A 17,618-nucleotide genomic window follows, 5' to 3' on the forward strand; every position below is an offset into this window, starting at 1 on the left:
TACGGTGGCACTGCACCGCCGCGTGTCGGCACGCCGGTGTCCCTCGCCCGGGTGGTGGAACGGCAGACACGGCCGCCTTAAAAGCGGCTGCCGCAAGGCGTGCGGGTTCGACCCCCGCCCCGGGCACCGGAGACTCTCAGCTTTCCCACAGCCTGCCGTGCGGCGAGACGTGACCGGTGGCCGTACCCTGGAAGGGCACGTCGGACGTGCGACGACCCCCTGAGGGAGGCCTGAAAGTGAAGACCTCGAACCCGGTGCTCGCCCGGCTCGGCCAGGCGGCCGAGCGGGAGCGTTCCGCCGGGTACGCCCCGCCCGGGCAGTACGGTTACGGCCAGCCCGGCATTCCGCAGCAGTACCCGGGTCAGCCCGGCTCCCCGGTCGCCCCGGCGGCGACCGGCACCATGACGCTCGACGACGTGGTCGTCAAGACCGTCGCCCTCCTGGGCATCCTCGGCGTCTCCGCCGCGGCCGCCTGGGTGCTGGTCCCGGACGCCCTGCTCGGCGTCGCCTGGATCGGCGCCGCCATGGTCGGCCTGGTCCTCGGCCTGATCATCTCGTTCTCCCGGATGGCGAACCCGGCGCTGGTCATCGCGTACGCGGTGGTCGAGGGCGCCTTCGTCGGCCTGGTCAGCAAGGTGTTCGAGACGCGGTACGACGGCATCGTGCTCCAGGCCGTGGTGGCCACCTTCGGTGTCTTCTTCGTGATGACCATGCTCTACAAGGCGAAGGTCATCCGGGCGACGCCGAAGTTCGTCAAGGGCATGATCGCCGTGATGGCCGGCCTCTTCGCCGTCATGCTGATCAACTTCGTGCTGTTCCTCTTCGGCGTCAACACCGGCCTGCGTGACGGCAGCCCGCTGGCCATCGGCTTCAGCCTGGTCGTCATCGTGGTCGCCGCCCTCAGCTTCGTGCTGAGCTTCAAGGAGGTCGAGGACGGCGTCCGGATGGGGCTGCCGGCCCGCTACTCCTGGACGGCCGCGTTCGGCATCGTGGTCAGCCTGGTCTGGCTCTACCTGGAGCTGCTCCGCCTGATCAGCTACTTCCAGGGCGACGACTGACGCATCGGCCGCCACCCCGGCGCCCGCCACCGCTCTGCGGTGGCGGGCGCCGTCGTCTCTGCCCGCCCTCGCCGTTTCCCCGCCACCGCCGGGCCGTCGCGGGCAGAGTGACACCCAGGGGGTACGCCGGGGCGAGGAGGTGGCGGGATGCGCAGCGCCAATCCGGTGCTGGACCGGCTCGACGACACGACCCGGCAGCACCGGCTGCCGACGGCGGCCGGCGCGGAGGCGGTGACGGTCGACGACGTGCTGGTCCGTACCGTCGGGCTGCTGCTGCTCACCGTGCTCACCGCGGCGGTGGCCTGGGTGGTCGTGCCGCAGGCGGGGTGGGTGTCGGCGGCGCTGGCCGGCACCGCGCTGGCCGGCGTGGCGCTGGTCCTGGTGATCTCGCTGCGCGGCATCACCCACCCGGTGCCGATCATCGGGTACGCCCTGCTCCAGGGGGTGCTGCTCGGGGTGGCCAGCCGGGCGTTCGAGCTGGTCTACCCGGGGATCGTGGCGCAGGCCGTGGTGGGCACCTTCGGGGTGTTCCTCGGGATGGCGCTGCTCTACCGGGCCCGGCTGGTGCGGGCCACCCCACGACTGGCCCGGCTGGTGGTCGGGACGCTTGTCGGGCTACTCGCGGTCACCCTGGTCAACCTGGTCTTCCGGCTCTTCACCGGCCGGCAGGGGGTGGAGGTCTACAGCCTCACCGGCGAGGTGGGCTGGCTGCCGTACCTCTTCTCGGGCGTCGCCATCGTCGCCGGGGCGCTGAGTTTCATCCTCGACTTCGACCAGGTGGAGCGGTCGGTCCGTGCCGGCCTGCCCCGCCGCTACGCCTGGCTCTGCGCTTTCGGGATCCTGGTCGGGCTGATCTTCCTGTACTGGCAGATCCTCCGGCTGCTCAGCTACCTGCGGCGCTGAGTGGCGGGGTCCCGGCGCGGCCGTAGACTCTCCGGCGATGAGCGCAGCGGAGCTGGACCGGGCGGTGGGACTGCTGGTCCGTCAGGTGGGGCACTGGCAGCAGCCACGGTGGGCGGCGCGCCTCGACAGCGGGGACGGGTCCCGGGCGGACCACGTGCACCGGCTGGTGCAGACGATCGCCGACCTGGGCGCGGACGCCGAGGGCGGGCCGCGCCGGCGGGTGCCCCGGCTGCCGAACGACCTGGCCCTGGTCGACCAGCTCCGGGTGGTCGCGGCCGACCTGGTCGCGGCCGCGCCGCCGGAGGACGTGCTGGCCCGGGCCGCCGCCGAGGTGGCGGCGACCCGGGACGTGCTCTAGCTCAGCCGCTCCAGCACCATCGCCATGCCCTGGCCGCCACCGACGCACATGGTCTCCAGGCCGATGGTCTTGTCGTGCCACTCCAGGGCGTTGAGCAGGGTGCCGGTGATCCGGGCACCGGTCATGCCGAACGGGTGGCCGATCGCGATCGCGCCGCCCATCACGTTGAGCTTCTCCTCGGCGATGCCGAGCTGCCGGTAGGAGGGGATCACCTGCGCGGCGAATGCCTCGTTGATCTCGACCAGGTCGACGTCGTCGATGGTCATGCCGGCCCGCTTGAGAGCCTGCTTGGACGCCTCGACCGGGCCGAGGCCCATGATCTCCGGCGACAGGGCGCTGACGCCGGTGGAGACGATCCGGGCCAGCGGGGTGAGGCCGAGATCCTGCGCCCGCTGGGCGCTCATGACCACCACGGCCGCCGCGCCGTCGTTGAGCGGGCAGCAGTTGCCGGCGGTGACCCGGCCGTCCGGGCGGAAGACCGGCTTGAGCCCGGCCACCGCCTCCAGGGTGACGCCCGGGCGGGGGCCGTCGTCGGTGCTGACCACGGTGCCGTCCGGAGTGGTGACCGGGGTGATCTCCCGGGCCCAGAAGCCGTCGGCGATCGCCTTCTCGGCGAGGTTCTGGCTGCGGACGCCGAAGGCGTCCATGTCCTCGCGGGTGACGTCGTACGCCTGGGCCAGGTTCTCGGCGGTCTGCCCCATCGTGAGGTAGATGTCGGGCAGCTCGCCGGCCTCACGCGGGTCGCTCCACACCTCGGCGCCGCCCTGGGCACGCCGCGTCGAGCGCGCCTGGGCCTCGGCGAAGCGCGGGTTCTCCCAGCCGCCGCCGACCAGCGCCTGCGCCTCCGGCGGGAGGGTGTCGGAGTTGCCCCGGGCGTACCGGGAGACCATCTCCACACCGGCGGAGATGAAGACGTCGCCCTCGCCGGCCCGGATGGCGTGCATCGCCATCCGGGTGGTCTGCAACGACGAGGCGCAGTAGCGGGTCAGGGTGGCGCCCGGCAGGCCGTCCAGGCCCATCAGGGTGGCGACCACCCGGGCCATGTTGAAGCCCTGCTCGCCGCCGGGCAGGCCGCACCCGAGGTAGAGGTCGTCGATCTGGGTCGGGTCGAGCCCGGGGACCTTGTCCAGCGCGGCCTGGACGATGGTCGCGGCGAGGTCGTCCGGGCGGACCTCGCGCAGCGAACCCTTGAACGCGCGACCGATGGGGGACCGGGCGGTGGCGACGATGACGGCGTCGCGGGACGACTCAATCGGCATGAACCAACGTTAACCCGCGAGTAACTTAAGGCGGAAGGAGCCCGCCCGGCGGGAAATGTCACCCCGCCCCGCGCTGCTCGGAGTCAGTGCGGGGACGCGGCGGTGGCTGCGGCGGCGACCGCCGGGAGCAGGGCGTGCGCCCAGACCCGGTAACCGTCGCCGGAGGGGTGGAAGCCGTCGTGGCAGAGCGTCCCGGCATCGGCCCGGAACACCGGGCCGGTCTCGGCGGCCAGGTCGACCACGGTGCCGCCGGCCTCCAGCACCGCCGTGGTCTGGGCGCGGGCGATCCGCCGGCCCGACCAGCCGAGCACCTGCCGCAGCGGCTGCGCCACGGCGCGGATGGCGCCGAGGTCGGGGCAGGTGCCCACGACGACCTCGACCCGCGCCTCGCGCAGCCGGCGCACCGCCGAGCCGAGGTACGCCGCCGCCTCGGCCGGACGGCGCATCCCCGTGGCGTCGTTCGCCCCGATCAGCACGACCGCGACGTCCGGGCGTTCGCCGAGCAGCGCGCGGGCCACCTGGGTGGCCAGGTCGGTGGAGCGGGAGCCGGAGACGCCGACGCTGGACAGGTGCACCCGTCGCCCGGTCGGGCCCTCGGCCAGCAGATGGGCGAGCTGACCGCCGACGGTCTCGTCGAAGCGGTCGACGCCGACGCCGAGGGCGGAGGAGTCACCGAGCAGCACCAGCCGCAGCGGCGGGGCACCCACCCGCCCGACCGTGGCGCGCAGCGCCAGGCCGAGTTCCGGCTGCGCGTAGCTGCGACTGCGCGCCGCCACGGCCTGCCCGGCGAGCACCGCGGCGCCGCCGATCGTGCCGGCGACCAGGGAGACCGCCGCCGCCTTGCCGAGCCGGAGTGCCAGCTCCGTCCCGGGGGACCGTCCGTTCATGCCGTTCCCTCCCTCCGGTCGGGACCGGCCTGGGGCCGAGCCGCACCGAGCCGGACGGCTCGCTCACCGCGCTCGCTCATGCCGTTCCCTCCAGTGTCGGTGAGTCGGCCGTGCTGCCGGGTTGCGGCACCGTGCCGACGCCGAAGAAGGCCCGTCGGCGCAGTTGCGCCCACCGGCCCGCAGGCCCACGGTCGCGGCCCCGGACCTGGGTGCCGCTGACCTCGGTGCCCGCGTGCCGCGCCGCCTCCTGGGCGGCCTGCGGCAGCGAGCGTACGCCCTCACCACGGCCGAGGACAGGTCTGCGTTCCTGGGCGGCGCCGAGGGCGGAGATGACGGTGGGCAGCAGCGCGGCGGCGGCGACGGCGTACCCCTCGGCGGAGGGGTGGAACCGGTCCCAGGCGAACATCCGGGTCGGTTCCGCCGCGAACCGGGGGCCGAGCAGGTCGCCGAGGGAGACCGTCCAGCCACCCGCCTCGACCACCGCGACCGTCTGGGCGGCGGCGAGCTGTCGGCTCCACCGTCGGGCCAGCCAGCGCAGCGGCGGCTGGATCGGCTGGATCGCGCCCAGGTCCGGGCAGGTGCCGACGACCACCTGGCAGCCGGCCGCGCGCAGCGTGCGGACCGCGTCGACCAGGTAGCGCACGGCCAGGCCGGGCGGGGTGCGGTTGGTGACGTCGTTGCCGCCGATCAGGATCACCGCGATGTCCGGTCGGTGCTCCAACGCCGACTCGACCTGCGGCTTCAGCCCGGCCGACAGGGAGCCCACCACGGCGAAGCGGTGCAGCCGGACCTGCCGGTGCAGCCGGCGGGACAACCCGGTGGCGAGCAACGCGCCGAGCGTCTCCCGCCGCCGGTGCACGCCGTAGCTGGCGGCCGAGGAGTCGCCGAGGATCACCATGGTCAGCGGTGGGCCGGGCAGCTTCACGCCGTAGACGCCGTCGCAGCGGGGCGGGGGCGCCTCGGCCATCGGGATGGTCCGCCGGGCCTGCCGGGCCTGCCCGAGCAGCACCCCGCCGGTCGCGACCACGGCCGCCGCGGTGGCGCCCGTGCCGATCGCCGCGGCCCGGGCGATCTGCCGCACGCGCTGCCAGCGCGGACCAACCGGTACGACGGAACCAGCGACCCCCATACGGCGACAGTATCGCGCCGGCACGACACACCGCTGTCGTCGTACGTGCTGCCTGGTGGCTGAGGGACGACCGTTCTGGGTACCGGTGGGGGTGACGACGACGGGTCCCGGGGCGCGGGCGCCGAGGGCTTGCGGGCCCGCGTCACGCTGGGACCGGCGAGAGGGGCTGGACGATGGGCAGGACGTTGAAGCGGAGCGCGGCCTTCACCGCGTTGGCGAGGGCGCTGGCGGCGGGTGCGCGGGGTGGCCCGTCGCTGGGTGCCCGGGTGGCCGCGCTGCCGCGGATGATCCGGGCGACCGCCCGGGGCGAGTACGACGGCGGTCTGCGGCTGGCGCTGATGGCGGCGGCGACGGCGTACGTCGTCTCCCCGGTCGACGTGGTGCCGGAGCTGTTCCTGACGGTCTTCGGCCTGCTGGACGACGCGGTCATGGTGACCTGGCTCGCCGGCAGCGTGCTGGCCGAGACGGAGCGCTTCCTGGAGTGGGAGGCCGCGCGCCGTCCCGTGGTCCCCGGGCAGGTGATCGGCTGACGGGACGTACGCTGGGCGGCGAAGCAAACGTCTGCCCGGCAGCCGACGCCGGCGCCGCAACGAAGGGCACAACGAGGTGCAGTACTACGACAACGTCGTCGACATGATCGGCAACACCCCGCTGGTACGGCTACGCAACGTCACCAAGGGCATCCGGGCGACCGTGCTGGCGAAGGTGGAGTACCTCAACCCGGGCGGTTCGGTGAAGGACCGGATCGCGCTGCGGATGGTGGAGGACGCCGAGGCCGCCGGCATCCTGAAGCCGGGCGGCACGATCGTCGAGCCGACCAGCGGCAACACCGGCGTCGGGCTGGCCCTGGTGGCCCAGCTCAAGGGCTACAAGTGCGTCTTCGTCTGCCCGGACAAGGTCAGCCAGGACAAGCAGGACGTGCTGCGGGCCTACGGCGCCGAGGTGGTGGTCTGCCCGACCGCCGTCGCGCCGGAGGACCCCCGCTCGTACTACAACGTCTCCGACCGGCTGGCCCGGGAGATCCCCGGCGCGTGGAAGCCCAACCAGTACGCCAACCCGGCTAACCCGCGGTCGCACTACGAGACCACCGGCCCGGAGCTGTGGAAGCAGACCGAGGGGGCGATGACCCACTTCGTCGCGGGCGTCGGCACCGGCGGCACCATCTCCGGCATCGGCCGCTACCTCAAGGAGGCGTCCGAGGGCCGGGTCAAGGTCATCGGGGCGGACCCGGAGGGCTCGGTCTACTCCGGCGGCACCGGCCGGCCGTACCTGGTCGAGGGCGTCGGTGAGGACTTCTGGCCGGAGACGTACGACCGGGGTGTCGCCGACGAGATCATCGAGGTCTCGGACAAGGCGTCCTTCGAGATGACCCGGCGGCTGGCCCGCGAGGAGGGCCTGCTGGTCGGCGGCTCCTGCGGCATGGCCGTGGTCGCGGCGCTGGAGGTGGCCCGCACGGCCGGCCCGGACGACGTGGTCGTGGTGCTGCTGCCGGACAGCGGCAAGGGCTACCTGTCGAAGATCTTCAACGACGACTGGATGGCCCGGTACGGCTTCCTGGACAACTCCGGCACCGAGCCGACGGTCGCCGACGCGCTGGCGAGCAAGCCGGGCGGCCTGCCCGAGCTGGTGCACGTGCACCCGACCGAGACGGTCCGCGACGCCATCGACTACATGCGCGAGTACGGCGTCTCCCAGCTCCCGGTGCTCAAGGCCGAGCCGCCGGTCGTCACCGGCGAGGTGGCCGGCTCGATCGCCGAGCGGGACCTGCTCGACGCGCTCTTCACCGGCCAGGCGCACCTGCACGACACCATCGAGCGGCACATGGCCGAGCCGCTGCCGATGATCGGCGGCGGCCAGCCGGTGAGCGAGGCGGTCAACCTGCTGGAGAAGTCCGACGCGGCGCTGGTGCTGGTCGACGGCAAGCCCCGGGGCGTGCTCACCCGGCAGGACCTGCTCGCCCACCTCGGCGCGCGCTGACCCGAACTCCGTCAGGGCCCCTTCCGGACGCCGGGAGGGGCCCTGACGTCGTCAGAGCAGTCGGGCGTACCGGAGCTGGGGCGCGGCGACCGGGCCGACGTGGTCCTCGCGTACCGCCCCGGTGGCCGTCCAGCCGCCGCGCCGGTAGAAGCGCCGGGCGTGGCTGTTCTGCCGCAGCACCCAGAGCACGGCGCGGGACCAGCCCCGCGCGCGCATCGCGTCCAGCGCGTCGACCATCAGAACCCGGCCGGTGCCCCGGCCCCGCTCGTCCGGCTCCAGGTGGATGGCGCTGAGCAGGCCGGTGGCGGGGTCGCCCTCGTCGTCCGGGCCGAGGTAGCTGAAGCCGACGAGCCGCCCGTCCCGTTCGGCCACGGTCATCCGGTGGTCGTCGCGCTCCCAGCCCCACCGCTCGACCCAGTAGGCCCCCATCGCCTGCGCCGAGGGCTCGGCCAGCGCCTCGGGCGGCAGGAACGACGAGTACGCCGCCACCCGGGAGCGCTGGTGCAGGGCGCCGACCGCCAACAGGTCGTCGACGGTCGCGGGGCGTAGCGTGACGGTCACCCGGCCGAGGCTACCCGCCGGGGCGGGACCGGCACGGTGCTCAGGTCCTCGGCGACCACCAGCTCGCCGGCGAAGTGCTCCCGCGCCTCGTCGGCGAAGCGACGCGGGTCGGCGTACCGCTGGGAGAAGTGGGTGAGCACGAGGGTGCGTACCCCCGACTCGGTGGCCACCCGCGCGGCCTGCGCGGCGGTCAGGTGGCCGACCTCGGCGGCCAGCGCGGCCTCCGACTCCAGGAAGGTCGACTCGATGACCAGCAGGTCGGCGTGCTCGGCGAGGGCGTACACCCCGTCGCAGAGGCCGGTGTCCATCACGAAGGCGAACCGCTGGCCCGGCCGGGTCACGCTCACCTCGGCCCGGGTGACGCGGTGCCCGTCGAGGTCCAGGTGGCCGGCGCGGAGCAGGTCGCCGACGGCCGGGCCGGCGATGCCGTACGCGGCCAGCCGCTCCGGCAGCACCCGCCAGCCGTCCGGCTCGATCAGCCGGTAGCCGTACGTCTCGATCGGGTGCCGCAGCCGGCGGGCCTCCAGCGTGCCGACGCCCAGGGCGATCCGCTGCCCGTCCGCCTCGATCGGCTCGACGGCCAGCTCGGCGGTCTCGTAGAAGCTCGACGCGTGCCGCAGCCGGGCGAAGTACTCCGCGCCACCGGCCGGGAAGTGCACCGCCACCGGCCTGGTGACCCGGTCCAGGGAGAGCCGCTGGATGGTGCCGGGCAGGCCGAGGCAGTGGTCGCCGTGGAAGTGGGTGACGCAGATCCGGGTCAGGTCGGTGGCGGTGACCCCGGTGTGCAGCAGTTGCCGCTGGCTGCCCTCGCCCGGGTCGAAGAGGATCACCTCGTCGTCCCAGCGCAGCACGTACCCGTTGTGGTTGCGCAGCCGGGTCGGCGCCTGGCTGGCCGTCCCGAGCACCACCAGCTCGCGCATCGACACCGGAATCTCCTGGGTATGAAGCGACCCCCGGGGCTTCCGCGCTGACGCGCGGGCCGGCTGGACTGGGCCGGCACCCCGGGGGTCGGGTGGCTGTCGTGGTTTCGCCGCACCGCTGCCACACGGTCTCGACGATGGAGCTGTGCCCGCCTCGCGGCGGACGGGTTTTCACTGTCGAGGACAGCGGCTAGCGGACAGCCACCTCACGAGTCCGATTGCTATACAAGTCTGGACCACCTCCTTTCCCGTGTACGGCCACGCTATCCACTCCCGCCGGGGGCCGGCAACGGATTTCGATCACAGGGTCGGAGCGGGAATGCCCGGCGGACGCCCGTCGCGGTCTGCCGGCGGTCACCGCCCCGGTGCCGGTGGGGCTGTCCCTGCTCCTGGGGCGGGTGGCGGTGACCGGGGCAGCCCCGCGGTGGCGGACGTCGCCCAGCAGCAGATGCTTCAACCCGGTGTGTCCCGGCCAGGGCCGCCTCCACCCGGGTCGCGGGCGCTACGGACTTGAGTACAAATCTGGCTCGCCGGTCCGCTCGTCACCGGCCGATTCACATTCGTACTCAAGTCCGTAGCGTCGGAAGGGCGGGTCGTGTCCCCGTGGGTGCGGGGAGGCGTGGCGCTCAGTCGATGCCGATCGGGCCCTCGCGGGGGCCCTCCTCACTGGCCGGCTGCACCGCCAGCGACGGGAAGTCGGCCAGGTCGCCCTCGGGCTCGGCGTCCCACTCCGGGAAGACCAGATCGCTCTGGAGGTAGAGGCAGAGCAGTTGGGTGAGGTGGCGCAGCCCGTCCAGGTGGGTGCGCTCGTGGCCGTGGGTGGCGTCCACCCCGAAGCCGAGCAGCGCCACCCGGGCGTGCGCGCCCGCCTCGACCGCCGCCGCCACGTCCGAGCGGTAGTACTCGAAGACGTCGCGGACCAGTTCGACCCCGTGCTCCTTCGCGATCGAGGCGAGGTTGCGGGTCAGGTGGTAGTCGAACGGGCCCACGCCGTCGCCCATCGCCAGGGTGGCGGCGTGTTCCCGGGACTGCTGGCCGGGGGCGACCACCGCCGCGTCCACCGAGACGATCTCGGCGACGTCCGGGTCGAGGCCGTGGCTGGCGCCGTGGCCGATCTCCTCGGTGACGGTGACCAGCAGGTGGGCGGTGACCACCGGAGTGATCCCGGCGTCCACGAGCGCCTTGAGCGCGGTCAGCACCGCGGCCACGCCGGCCTTGTCGTCCAGGTGCCGCGACTTGACGTACCCGGACGGGGTGATCATCGGGTTCGGCAGGAACGCCACGAAGTCGCCCGCGTCGATGCCGAGCGCGCGCAGGCCGGCGATGTCCTCGACCGGCTCGTCCACCCGCACCTCGACCTGCTCCCAGCCGACGCCCTGGAGGTCGACCGCCTCGTTGTAGCGGTGCCCGCTGGCCTTGAGCGGGAGCACCTGGCCGGTGATCACCCGGTCCAGGTCGTCGGTGAAGATCCGCACGTGCGCGCCCTCGGCGAACCGGGCGCTGTGCGTGCCGATGGTCTTCAGCTCCAGCCGGCCGTTCTCCTTGAGCCGCTTCACCATGCCGCCGATGGTGTCGGTGTGCACCACGATCGCCCGGTCGGCCCCGGTCTGCCGAGGGCCGGGCAGGCAGGCGCTGAGCGCCCCGCGCCGGGTCAGCGTCGACGGGATCCCGAGGGCGGAGAGGCGCTCGCCCACGTACTGCTGCACGTGGTCGGTACGCCCCGACGGGCTGGGGATCTCCAGCAGCTCCAGCAGCACCTGGCGCAGGTAGTCCAGGTCGATCTCCAAGGGCTTCGGGCTCACGCCACGCCTCCCGGCCCGGCGGGACTCCACAGCCGCTGCGGCGCCCGGGTGCCGGGGAAGAGCAGGTCCACGAAACGCTCGGCGGTCGGCTGGGGCTCGTGGTTGGCCAGCCCCGGCCGTTCGTTCGCCTCGATGAAGACGTGCTCGGGTCGATCGGGGGAGGGCACGAGCAGGTCGAGCCCGGTCACCGGGATGTCCAGTGCCCGGCTCGCCGTCACGCAGGCCTCGGCGATCGCGGGGTGCAGGTCGGCCGTCACGTCGTGGATCGTCCCACCGGTGTGCAGGTTCGCGGTGCGCCGCACCGCCAGCACCTGCCCCTCGGGCAGCACGTCGTGCATCCGGTGGCCGGCCTCCGCCACCACCTCGCGGGTCATGTCGTCGATCGGGATGCGCGACTCGCCCCCGGTCGCGGCGGCCCGCCGCCGGCTCTGCCGCTCGATCAGCTCGGTGACGTCGTGGACACCGTCCCCGGTGACCTGCGCCGGCCGGCGCACCGCCGCCGCCACCACCTCGTGGTCGATGACGACGACCCGCAGGTCCTCGCCGGCGCGCATCTCCTCGATCAGCACGTCGGGGCAGAACCGCCGGGCCAGCTGCACCGCCGCGGTCAGCGCCTGCGGCGTCCGTACGCCGACGGTGATGCCGTTGCCCTGCTCGCCCCGGGCCGGCTTGACCACGACCGGACCGACGTCCTCCAGGAAGGCCAGGTCGTCCGGCTCGCCGGTGGCGGTCCGCCCGCGCGGCACCGACAGCCCCGCCTCGGTGAGGATGCGCCGGGTGACCCGTTTGTCGTCGCAGCGGCTCATCGCCACCGCCGAGGTCAGCTCCGACAGCGACTCGCGGGTGTGGATCGTCCGGCCGCCGTTGCTCAGCCGCAGCTCGCCCCAGTGCGCGTCGGTCACCTCCACCCGGATCCCACGCCGCATCGCCTCGTCGGCGACGATCTTCGCGTACGGGTTGAGCTCGTCGTAGCCCTCCGGGGCGGCGGGCAGGAAGAGCCGCTCGTTGATCGGGTTCTTCCGCTTGACGCAGAGCGTGTTGGTGCGGTGGAAGCCCAGCCGCTCGTAGAGCCGGATCGCGCCGGAGTTCTCCGCCAGCACCGACAGGTCGACGAAGGCGCGGCCGCGCTCGTCCAGCCGGTCGGCCAGCGCGGTGAGCAGCGCCTGGCCGGTGCCGGGCGGCGCGGTGTTGAAGTCGACGGTCAGGCACCAGAGGCTGGCACCGTTCTCCGGGTCGGCGAAGACCGCCCCGTGGTCCACCCCGGTGATGGTGCCGACGATCTCGCCGGTGCTCCCCTCGGCGACCAGATGCAGGAAGCGGTCGGTGCGGGCGTTGTCCACCAGCACCTCGACCGGCGCGGTGACCATGCCGTTGCACGCGTAGATCCGGTTCACCGCGTCCGCGTCGTCGGCGTCGCGCAGCGGGCGGATCACCAGCCCCGGGACCTCGCCGCCGTCGTCGATGGCCGCCGGCCGCCGCTCGCCCAGCGGCAGCCGGTAGGTCAGCGACGGGTCGATGAACAGCTCGTCGGGGAGCCGGGAGACCAGCACGTGCGGGTCGCGCAGGTAGATGCAGATGTCCCGGGCGCCGGCCGCCTCGGAGCGCAGCACGTCCGCCACCTCCGCCGGGTCGGTGAAGGTCTGCCCGAAGACCAGCCGACCCCAGCCGCAGTCCAGCACCACGTCCGCCGGGCCGGTGCCCCGCTCGCGGGGCTCGGGCGCGCCGGGAGCGACCGGATCGCCGCCGGGGCCGACCCGCTCGCGGCGTCGTCCCAGCACCCGCTCCCGGTCCGTACGGGCGGCTCCGGTCGCCAACGTCTCGGTCACGGTCAGTCGATTCCGTGGCTCTGGAGCCACATTTCCAGGAGGCCGAGTTGCCACAGCTTGTTTCCGTTCAACGGGGTCAGTTCGGCGTTCGGATCGGCGAGCAGCGCGTCGACGTAGTCGGCACGGAACAGGTCGCGGCGGCGGGCGGCGGGCGCGGAGAGCGCGTCGCGTACCCGGTCGAGGAGCTTGCCCTCGAGGTGGGTGAGGCCCGGCACCGGGAAGTAGCCCTTCGGCCGGTCGATGACCTCGTGCGGGAGGACCCGGCGGCCGATCTCCTTGAGCACGCCCTTGCCGCCCTGGGCCAGCTTCAGCTCCGGCGGGCAGCTCGCGGCCAGCTCCACGAACTCGTGGTCGAGGAACGGCACCCGGGCCTCCAGCCCGTGCGCCATGGTCATGTTGTCGACCCGCTTCACCGGGTCGTCGGTGAGCATGACCTGGGTGTCGATCCGCAGGCCGGCGTCGACCGCGGTGTCCGCGCCGGCCCGCGTCAGGTGGGCGGCGACGAACTCCCGCGCCGGGTCGCCGTCGGCCAGCCAGTCCGGGTTCAGCACCCGGGCCAGGCCGGCCGCGTCCCGGTCGAAGAACGCCTTGGCGTACGTGTCGAGCGCCTGCTCCCGGTCGATGCCGGCGAGCGGCGGGTACCAGTGGTAGCCACCGAGGATCTCGTCCGCGCCCTGGCCCGACTGGACCACCTTGACGTGCCTCGCGACCTCCTGGCTGAGCAGGTAGAACGCGACGCAGTCGTGGCTGACCATCGGCTCGCTCATCGCCGCCACGGCCGCCTCCAGCGGCGGCACGAGGTCCTGGGCGGCCACCCGGAGCTGGTGGTGGTCGGTGCCGAAGGTCTTCGCGACCAGATCGGAGTAGACGAACTCGTCGCCCTCCCGGCCGCCGACGGCGTCGAAGCCGATGGAGAAGGTGGCCAGGCCGGTCTGCCCCTCGCCGGCCAGCAGCGCGACGACCAGGCTGGAGTCGAGCCCGCCGGAGAGCAGCACGCCGACCGGCACGTCGGCGACCATCCGGCGGCGCACGGCGGTGGTCAGCGACTCCAGCAGCGCGTCCTGCCAGTCCCGCTCGGACCAGTCGGCGCGCTCGGCGGCGCGGGTGAAGGCCGGGTCCCAGTAGACCCGCTCGTGGGTACGGCCGTCCGGCTCGTACACCCGGACGGTGGCCGGGGGGAGCTTGGCGACGCCACGCAGGATGGTGCGCGGCGGCGGCACGATGCTGTGGAAGCTGAGGTAGTGCGCGAGCGCGACCGGGTCGATCGAGGTGTCGATCCCGCCGCCGGCCAGCAGCGCCGGCAGGGTGCTGGCGAAGCGCACCACGCCCGGGGTCTCGGCCACGTACAGCGGCTTGATGCCGAGGCGGTCGCGGGCCAGCACCAGCCGGCCGGTGTCCCGCTCGGTGATGGCGACGGCGAACATGCCGATCAGGTGGTCGACGAAGTCGAGCCCCCACTCGGCGTACGCCTTGACGACCACCTCGCTGTCGCCGGTGGAGAAGAAGCGGTGCCCCTTGGCCTGCAACTCCGCGCGCAGCTCGCGATAGTTGTAGACGCAGCCGTTGAAGACGCCGGTGAGCCCGGAGTCGGGGTCGACGAGCGGCTGCCCGCTGGCCGCCGACAGGTCGATGATCTTCAGGCGTCGGTGCCCGAGGGCGACCGGCCCCTGGGACCAGACCCCACTGTCGTCGGGTCCCCGGTCACTCATCGTGGCCGCCATGCGCTCCACCGCCGCGACATCGGCGCGTGAGCCGTCACGGCGGAACTCCCCAGCCAGTCCGCACATGGCAGGCAATGCTGCCAGAGGTTGTTGCGATTCGCCTGTTGAGACGATGACAGTTGTGTGACGACGTTGCTAGAATCTCCGCCCGCGCCGAGCAGGCCGTGATCGCCGGCCGTGGCGCTGGCGTTCCGTGTCGGCGAGGGTCACGCTGCGAGGATCCGGCCGGGCCGCCCGTGTGACAAACACCGCACCGACGTGACTGCCCGCCGGCCGGCGGAGGTCGGCATCGACCTCCACCGGCTCCGGAACGTCAGCCGGCGGTACGGGCCACGCCGACCGGACAGCTCAGCCCGTTGGGGCCGTGGTTGCAGTACCCGTTCGGGTTCTTCGTCGGGGCGAGGTACTGCTGGTGATAGTCCTCGGCGAAGTAGTAGTCACCGAGCGGGGCGATCTCCGTGGTGATCTCGCCCTTGCCGGCCCGGGCCACGATCGGGGCGAACGCGTCGCGCGACGCCTGCGCGGTGGCCAACTGCTCGTCGGTCGTGGTGTAGATCGTCGAGCGGTACTGGGTGCCGACGTCGTTGCCCTGGCGCATGCCCTGAGTCGGGTCGTGGTTCTCCCAGAAGACCTTGAGCAGGTCCTCGTAGCTGATGACCGTCGGGTCGTAGACCACCTGGACCACCTCGGCGTGCCCGGTCATGCCCGAGCAGACCTCCTCGTACGTGGGGTTCGGCGTGACGCCGCCCGCGTAGCCGGCGGAGGTGGTGAGCACGCCCGGCAGGGTCCAGAACAGTCGCTCGGCGCCCCAGAAACAACCCATCCCGAAGACCGCGACCTGCGCACCGGCCGGGAACGGGCCCTTCAGCGAGGAGCCGAGCACCTCGTGGCGGTCGGCGATCGGCATCGCGATCGGCCGGCCGGGCAGGGCCTGGTCGGGGGTGGGCAGCTCGGCCTTCATGCGGCGAAGGAACACGGTGGGACTCCTCTCGTACCTGTCCCAGCGTGCAACGCCGCCGGGCCGCAGTTCCTTACCCGTCCCGTCGTCGATCACCCGGCCACCCCCGGTCCGGCTGATCCGGGCACGACCGCGCTCGCCGGGCTTTCCACCCGTATCAGGCGGAAAGCACCATGAACCACCCGCCCCTTCTCCGGCCGTGCGGGGCTCCGGGCCGTCCATTGCCCGGGTCACCACGCCTGGTTAGCGTGCGACTACCGGTCCACCCTGATCGATGTCCGGCGTTCGCGCGCCGGGGTCGGCTCCGGACCCGTCTGGGGGCCTCGTGCAGTCACTCGCCAGTCCTGGGGAACTCACCGTCGCCGTGGTCATGGCGGACGTCGCCATCGTCCTCGTCGTCGGGTACGTCTTCGGCCGCTGGCTGCGGCGGATGGGTCAGCCCGTGGTCATCGGCGAGATCATCGCCGGCATCGCGCTCGGTCCGAGCCTGCTCGGGCTGCTGCCCGGCAACCCCACCGCGGTGATCTTCCCGGCCGAGGCCCGGCCCTACCTCAGCGCCATCTCGCAGGTCGGGCTCCTGCTGTTCATGTTCCTGATCGGCTGGGAGTTCGACCGTCGGGTGGTGGCCCGCCGCAAGGCGTTGACCCTGTCGGTCTCGCTCTGCTCGATCGCGCTCTCCTTCGGCCTGGGCGTCGGTCTCGCCGCCCTGCTCTACGCCGACCACGCCACGGTCGCCGGCCGGCGGGTGCCCTTCACGGTGTTCGCGCTGTTCCTCGGCGCCGCGATGTCGATCACGGCGTTCCCGGTGCTGGCCCGCATCCTCAAGGACCGCAAACTGCTGCACACCGAGGTCGGCGTGCTCGCGCTGGGCAGCGCGGCGATCGACGACATCCTCGCCTGGTGCATCCTGGCGCTGGTCGCCGCGATCGCCGCCGCCGGGGACGGCACCGACCTGGTCCAGATCGCCGTGCTCTCGGCCGCCTACGTCGCGGTCATGTCCACCGTGGTCCGCCCGCTGCTGACCGCCTTCGTCCGTCGTACGGCGGCGCTGAACCGGCCGGCGTACCTGGCGATCTTCGTCGCGGCCGGTGTGTTCCTGTCCTCCTACGCGACCACCTGGATCGGCATCCACGCGATCTTCGGCGCGTTCGCCTTCGGCTTCATCATGCCCCGCCGGCCCGAGGCGGCGCTGCACCGGCAGGTGCGCGAGCCGTTCGAGAACATCGGCCTGGTACTCCTCCCGGTCTTCTTCATCGTCACCGGGCTCGGCGTCGACATCGCCTCGTTGACCGCGGCGAACTACCTGGAGCTGGGGGCGATCATCCTGGTCGCCTGCGTCGGCAAGACGATCGGCGCGGCCGCACCGGCGCTGGCCCTCGGCCTGCCCGGCCGGGACGCCCGCACCCTCGGCGTCCTGATGAACACCCGAGGGCTGACCGAACTGATCGTGCTGAACGTCGGCGTGAGCCTGCACGTGCTGGACAAGCAGATGTTCACCATGATGGTGATCATGGCGCTGGTCACCACGGCGATGGCCGGACCGCTGCTGCCGAAGGCCCCGGCGACACCCGCTGCGGACGTCGCCCGGCCGGAGCCGGCCGACCGGGCCGTGCCGTCGCGCTGACGCCGCCCGTGCGGGATCGTCACCGTAGGTGGTGGAACGGTCCGGGACGGTGACACGTCGAACCGGTATGAGCAGATGGAGCAGGTGGCTGGGCGGTGTCGCGGTGCTGTCGGTCGCCGTGCTCGCCGGCTGTGCGCAGCCCGATCCGGACGCGTCCGCCTCCGCCCCGGCGACGGCGTCCGGCACCGGCCCGGCGGCCCCGCCGGTCACGGTCACCGTTCCGGCCGACCGTCACCGCGTCGGTGACGTCATCGTGCTGACGGTGGTCAACGGCGGCGCCGCCCCGCTGTACGCCGACGACCTGCGGACCGACTGCTCTCCGGTGCTGCTGGAACGGCGCGAGGGCGGGACGTGGACCCGCTACGACAACTGCGGCGTCGAGCGGGCGTCGGCCGTCGTCACCTGGGCGCCGGGTGAACGGCGCGAGATCCGGCTCGACACGGCCGGCGGCAACTTCTCCGCGCCGCCGCTGCTGGCCGGCGTCCACCGGATCGCCTTCGGCTTCCGCTGGTCGCCCACCCCGGAGGGTGCCGTCACCGAGTGGGTCCACTCGTCGGAGTTCCGGATCGGCTGACCCGTTGGCCCGGTCCGCGCCCGAGGGCACGGACCGGGCGACACCGGGTGGGCGGTCACCC

General features: G+C 73.1%; 15 protein-coding genes, 1 tRNA gene and 1 pseudogene. 8 read left to right on the forward strand and 9 right to left on the reverse strand.

The features are described from left to right. Window positions 1-45 precede the first annotated feature (45 nt). From GA0070614_RS20360 to GA0070614_RS20375, 4 genes are all read left to right on the forward strand, one after another. Window positions 46-126, forward strand: a tRNA-Leu gene (locus GA0070614_RS20360). A 110-nt stretch (window positions 127-236) separates the two neighbouring features. Further along, window positions 237-1,058, forward strand: a complete 822-nt coding sequence (locus GA0070614_RS20365) for a Bax inhibitor-1/YccA family protein (protein WP_088977460.1) — start codon at window positions 237-239, stop codon at window positions 1,056-1,058. A gap of 147 nt (window positions 1,059-1,205) precedes the next feature. Then, complete coding sequence (locus GA0070614_RS20370; protein ID WP_088977461.1) at window positions 1,206-1,961, forward strand: Bax inhibitor-1/YccA family protein; 756 nt, start codon at window positions 1,206-1,208, stop codon at window positions 1,959-1,961. A 37-nt stretch (window positions 1,962-1,998) separates the two neighbouring features. Continuing rightward, window positions 1,999-2,319 carry a hypothetical protein gene (locus tag GA0070614_RS20375; protein ID WP_088977462.1) on the forward strand — a complete coding sequence of 107 codons (321 nt, stop codon included), beginning with the start codon at window positions 1,999-2,001 and terminating at the stop codon, window positions 2,317-2,319. Here GA0070614_RS20375 and GA0070614_RS20380 read toward each other — a convergent pair. From GA0070614_RS20380 to GA0070614_RS20390, 3 genes and pseudogenes are all read right to left on the reverse strand, one after another. Further along, window positions 2,316-3,578: an acetyl-CoA C-acetyltransferase gene (locus GA0070614_RS20380; protein ID WP_088977463.1), complete on the reverse strand. Its 1,263-nt coding sequence runs from the start codon at window positions 3,576-3,578 to the stop codon at window positions 2,316-2,318. The genes GA0070614_RS20375 and GA0070614_RS20380 overlap by 4 nt on opposite strands. 83 nt (window positions 3,579-3,661) lie before the next feature. After that, complete coding sequence (locus GA0070614_RS20385) at window positions 3,662-4,465, reverse strand: SGNH/GDSL hydrolase family protein (protein WP_088977464.1); 804 nt, start codon at window positions 4,463-4,465, stop codon at window positions 3,662-3,664. Next, a pseudogene (locus tag GA0070614_RS20390) lies at window positions 4,462-5,594 on the reverse strand (SGNH/GDSL hydrolase family protein). The gene GA0070614_RS20385 and the pseudogene GA0070614_RS20390 overlap by 4 nt, the downstream one beginning before the upstream one ends. A 173-nt stretch (window positions 5,595-5,767) precedes the next feature. Here GA0070614_RS20390 and GA0070614_RS20395 point away from each other — a divergent pair. Together GA0070614_RS20395 and GA0070614_RS20400 are read left to right on the forward strand one after the other, a co-directional pair. Further along, window positions 5,768-6,124, forward strand: coding sequence for a YkvA family protein (locus tag GA0070614_RS20395; RefSeq protein ID WP_088977466.1), 357 nt, complete (start codon window positions 5,768-5,770; stop codon window positions 6,122-6,124). A 76-nt stretch (window positions 6,125-6,200) separates the two neighbouring features. Beyond that, window positions 6,201-7,571, forward strand: coding sequence for a cystathionine beta-synthase (locus GA0070614_RS20400; protein ID WP_088977467.1), 1,371 nt, complete (start codon window positions 6,201-6,203; stop codon window positions 7,569-7,571). 51 nt (window positions 7,572-7,622) lie between these two features. Here the strand turns inward: GA0070614_RS20400 and GA0070614_RS20405 are convergent, their stop codons facing one another. The 6 genes from GA0070614_RS20405 to msrA all read right to left on the reverse strand — a co-directional run bounded on the left by GA0070614_RS20405 (window position 7,623) and on the right by msrA (window position 15,377). Then, entirely contained in the window at window positions 7,623-8,132 is a 510-nt protein-coding gene (locus GA0070614_RS20405) for a GNAT family N-acetyltransferase (protein WP_088977468.1), read from the reverse strand. Continuing rightward, on the reverse strand, window positions 8,129-9,058 hold the full coding sequence (locus GA0070614_RS20410; protein WP_088977469.1) for a ribonuclease Z: 930 nt from the start codon (window positions 9,056-9,058) through the stop codon (window positions 8,129-8,131). Before GA0070614_RS20410 ends, GA0070614_RS20405 begins: the two co-directional genes overlap by 4 nt. A gap of 620 nt (window positions 9,059-9,678) precedes the next feature. Beyond that, window positions 9,679-10,854 (reverse strand): osmoprotectant NAGGN system M42 family peptidase, encoded by a 1,176-nt coding sequence (locus GA0070614_RS20415; protein ID WP_088977470.1) that lies wholly within the window; start codon window positions 10,852-10,854, stop codon window positions 9,679-9,681. Next, window positions 10,851-12,680: an N-acetylglutaminylglutamine synthetase gene (gene ngg / locus GA0070614_RS20420; RefSeq protein ID WP_088977471.1), complete on the reverse strand. Its 1,830-nt coding sequence runs from the start codon at window positions 12,678-12,680 to the stop codon at window positions 10,851-10,853. Before ngg ends, GA0070614_RS20415 begins: the two co-directional genes overlap by 4 nt. Before the next feature lie 2 nt (window positions 12,681-12,682). After that, window positions 12,683-14,467: an N-acetylglutaminylglutamine amidotransferase gene (locus GA0070614_RS20425; protein ID WP_088977472.1), complete on the reverse strand. Its 1,785-nt coding sequence runs from the start codon at window positions 14,465-14,467 to the stop codon at window positions 12,683-12,685. A gap of 247 nt (window positions 14,468-14,714) precedes the next feature. Next, on the reverse strand, window positions 14,715-15,377 hold the full coding sequence (gene msrA / locus GA0070614_RS20430) for a peptide-methionine (S)-S-oxide reductase MsrA (protein WP_088977473.1): 663 nt from the start codon (window positions 15,375-15,377) through the stop codon (window positions 14,715-14,717). A 352-nt stretch (window positions 15,378-15,729) separates the two neighbouring features. On the opposite strand from msrA, the gene GA0070614_RS20435 reads away from it, so the two are divergent. After that, window positions 15,730-16,983, forward strand: coding sequence for a cation:proton antiporter domain-containing protein (locus tag GA0070614_RS20435; RefSeq protein WP_157745050.1), 1,254 nt, complete (start codon window positions 15,730-15,732; stop codon window positions 16,981-16,983). A gap of 67 nt (window positions 16,984-17,050) precedes the next feature. Continuing rightward, a complete protein-coding gene (locus GA0070614_RS20440) occupies window positions 17,051-17,557 on the forward strand; it encodes a hypothetical protein (RefSeq protein WP_157745051.1) in 507 nt (168 codons plus the stop codon). Window positions 17,558-17,618: the final 61 nt, after the last annotated feature.

The organism is Micromonospora coxensis (assembly GCF_900090295.1).
In the GTDB taxonomy this organism is placed as follows: Bacteria; Actinomycetota; Actinomycetes; order Mycobacteriales; family Micromonosporaceae; genus Micromonospora; species Micromonospora coxensis.

Coding starts and splice junctions, on each gene's coding strand:
- GA0070614_RS20425 (WP_088977472.1), bottom strand. CDS start 14,467: ATGTGCGGACTGGCTGGGGAGTTCCGCCGTGACGGCTCACGCGCCGAT.
- GA0070614_RS20370 (WP_088977461.1), top strand. CDS start 1,206: ATGCGCAGCGCCAATCCGGTGCTGGACCGGCTCGACGACACGACCCGG.
- GA0070614_RS20385 (WP_088977464.1), bottom strand. CDS start 4,465: ATGAACGGACGGTCCCCCGGGACGGAGCTGGCACTCCGGCTCGGCAAG.
- GA0070614_RS20440 (WP_157745051.1), top strand. CDS start 17,051: ATGAGCAGATGGAGCAGGTGGCTGGGCGGTGTCGCGGTGCTGTCGGTC.
- GA0070614_RS20375 (WP_088977462.1), top strand. CDS start 1,999: ATGAGCGCAGCGGAGCTGGACCGGGCGGTGGGACTGCTGGTCCGTCAG.
- GA0070614_RS20380 (WP_088977463.1), bottom strand. CDS start 3,578: ATGCCGATTGAGTCGTCCCGCGACGCCGTCATCGTCGCCACCGCCCGG.
- GA0070614_RS20435 (WP_157745050.1), top strand. CDS start 15,730: ATGGCGGACGTCGCCATCGTCCTCGTCGTCGGGTACGTCTTCGGCCGC.
- GA0070614_RS20395 (WP_088977466.1), top strand. CDS start 5,768: ATGGGCAGGACGTTGAAGCGGAGCGCGGCCTTCACCGCGTTGGCGAGG.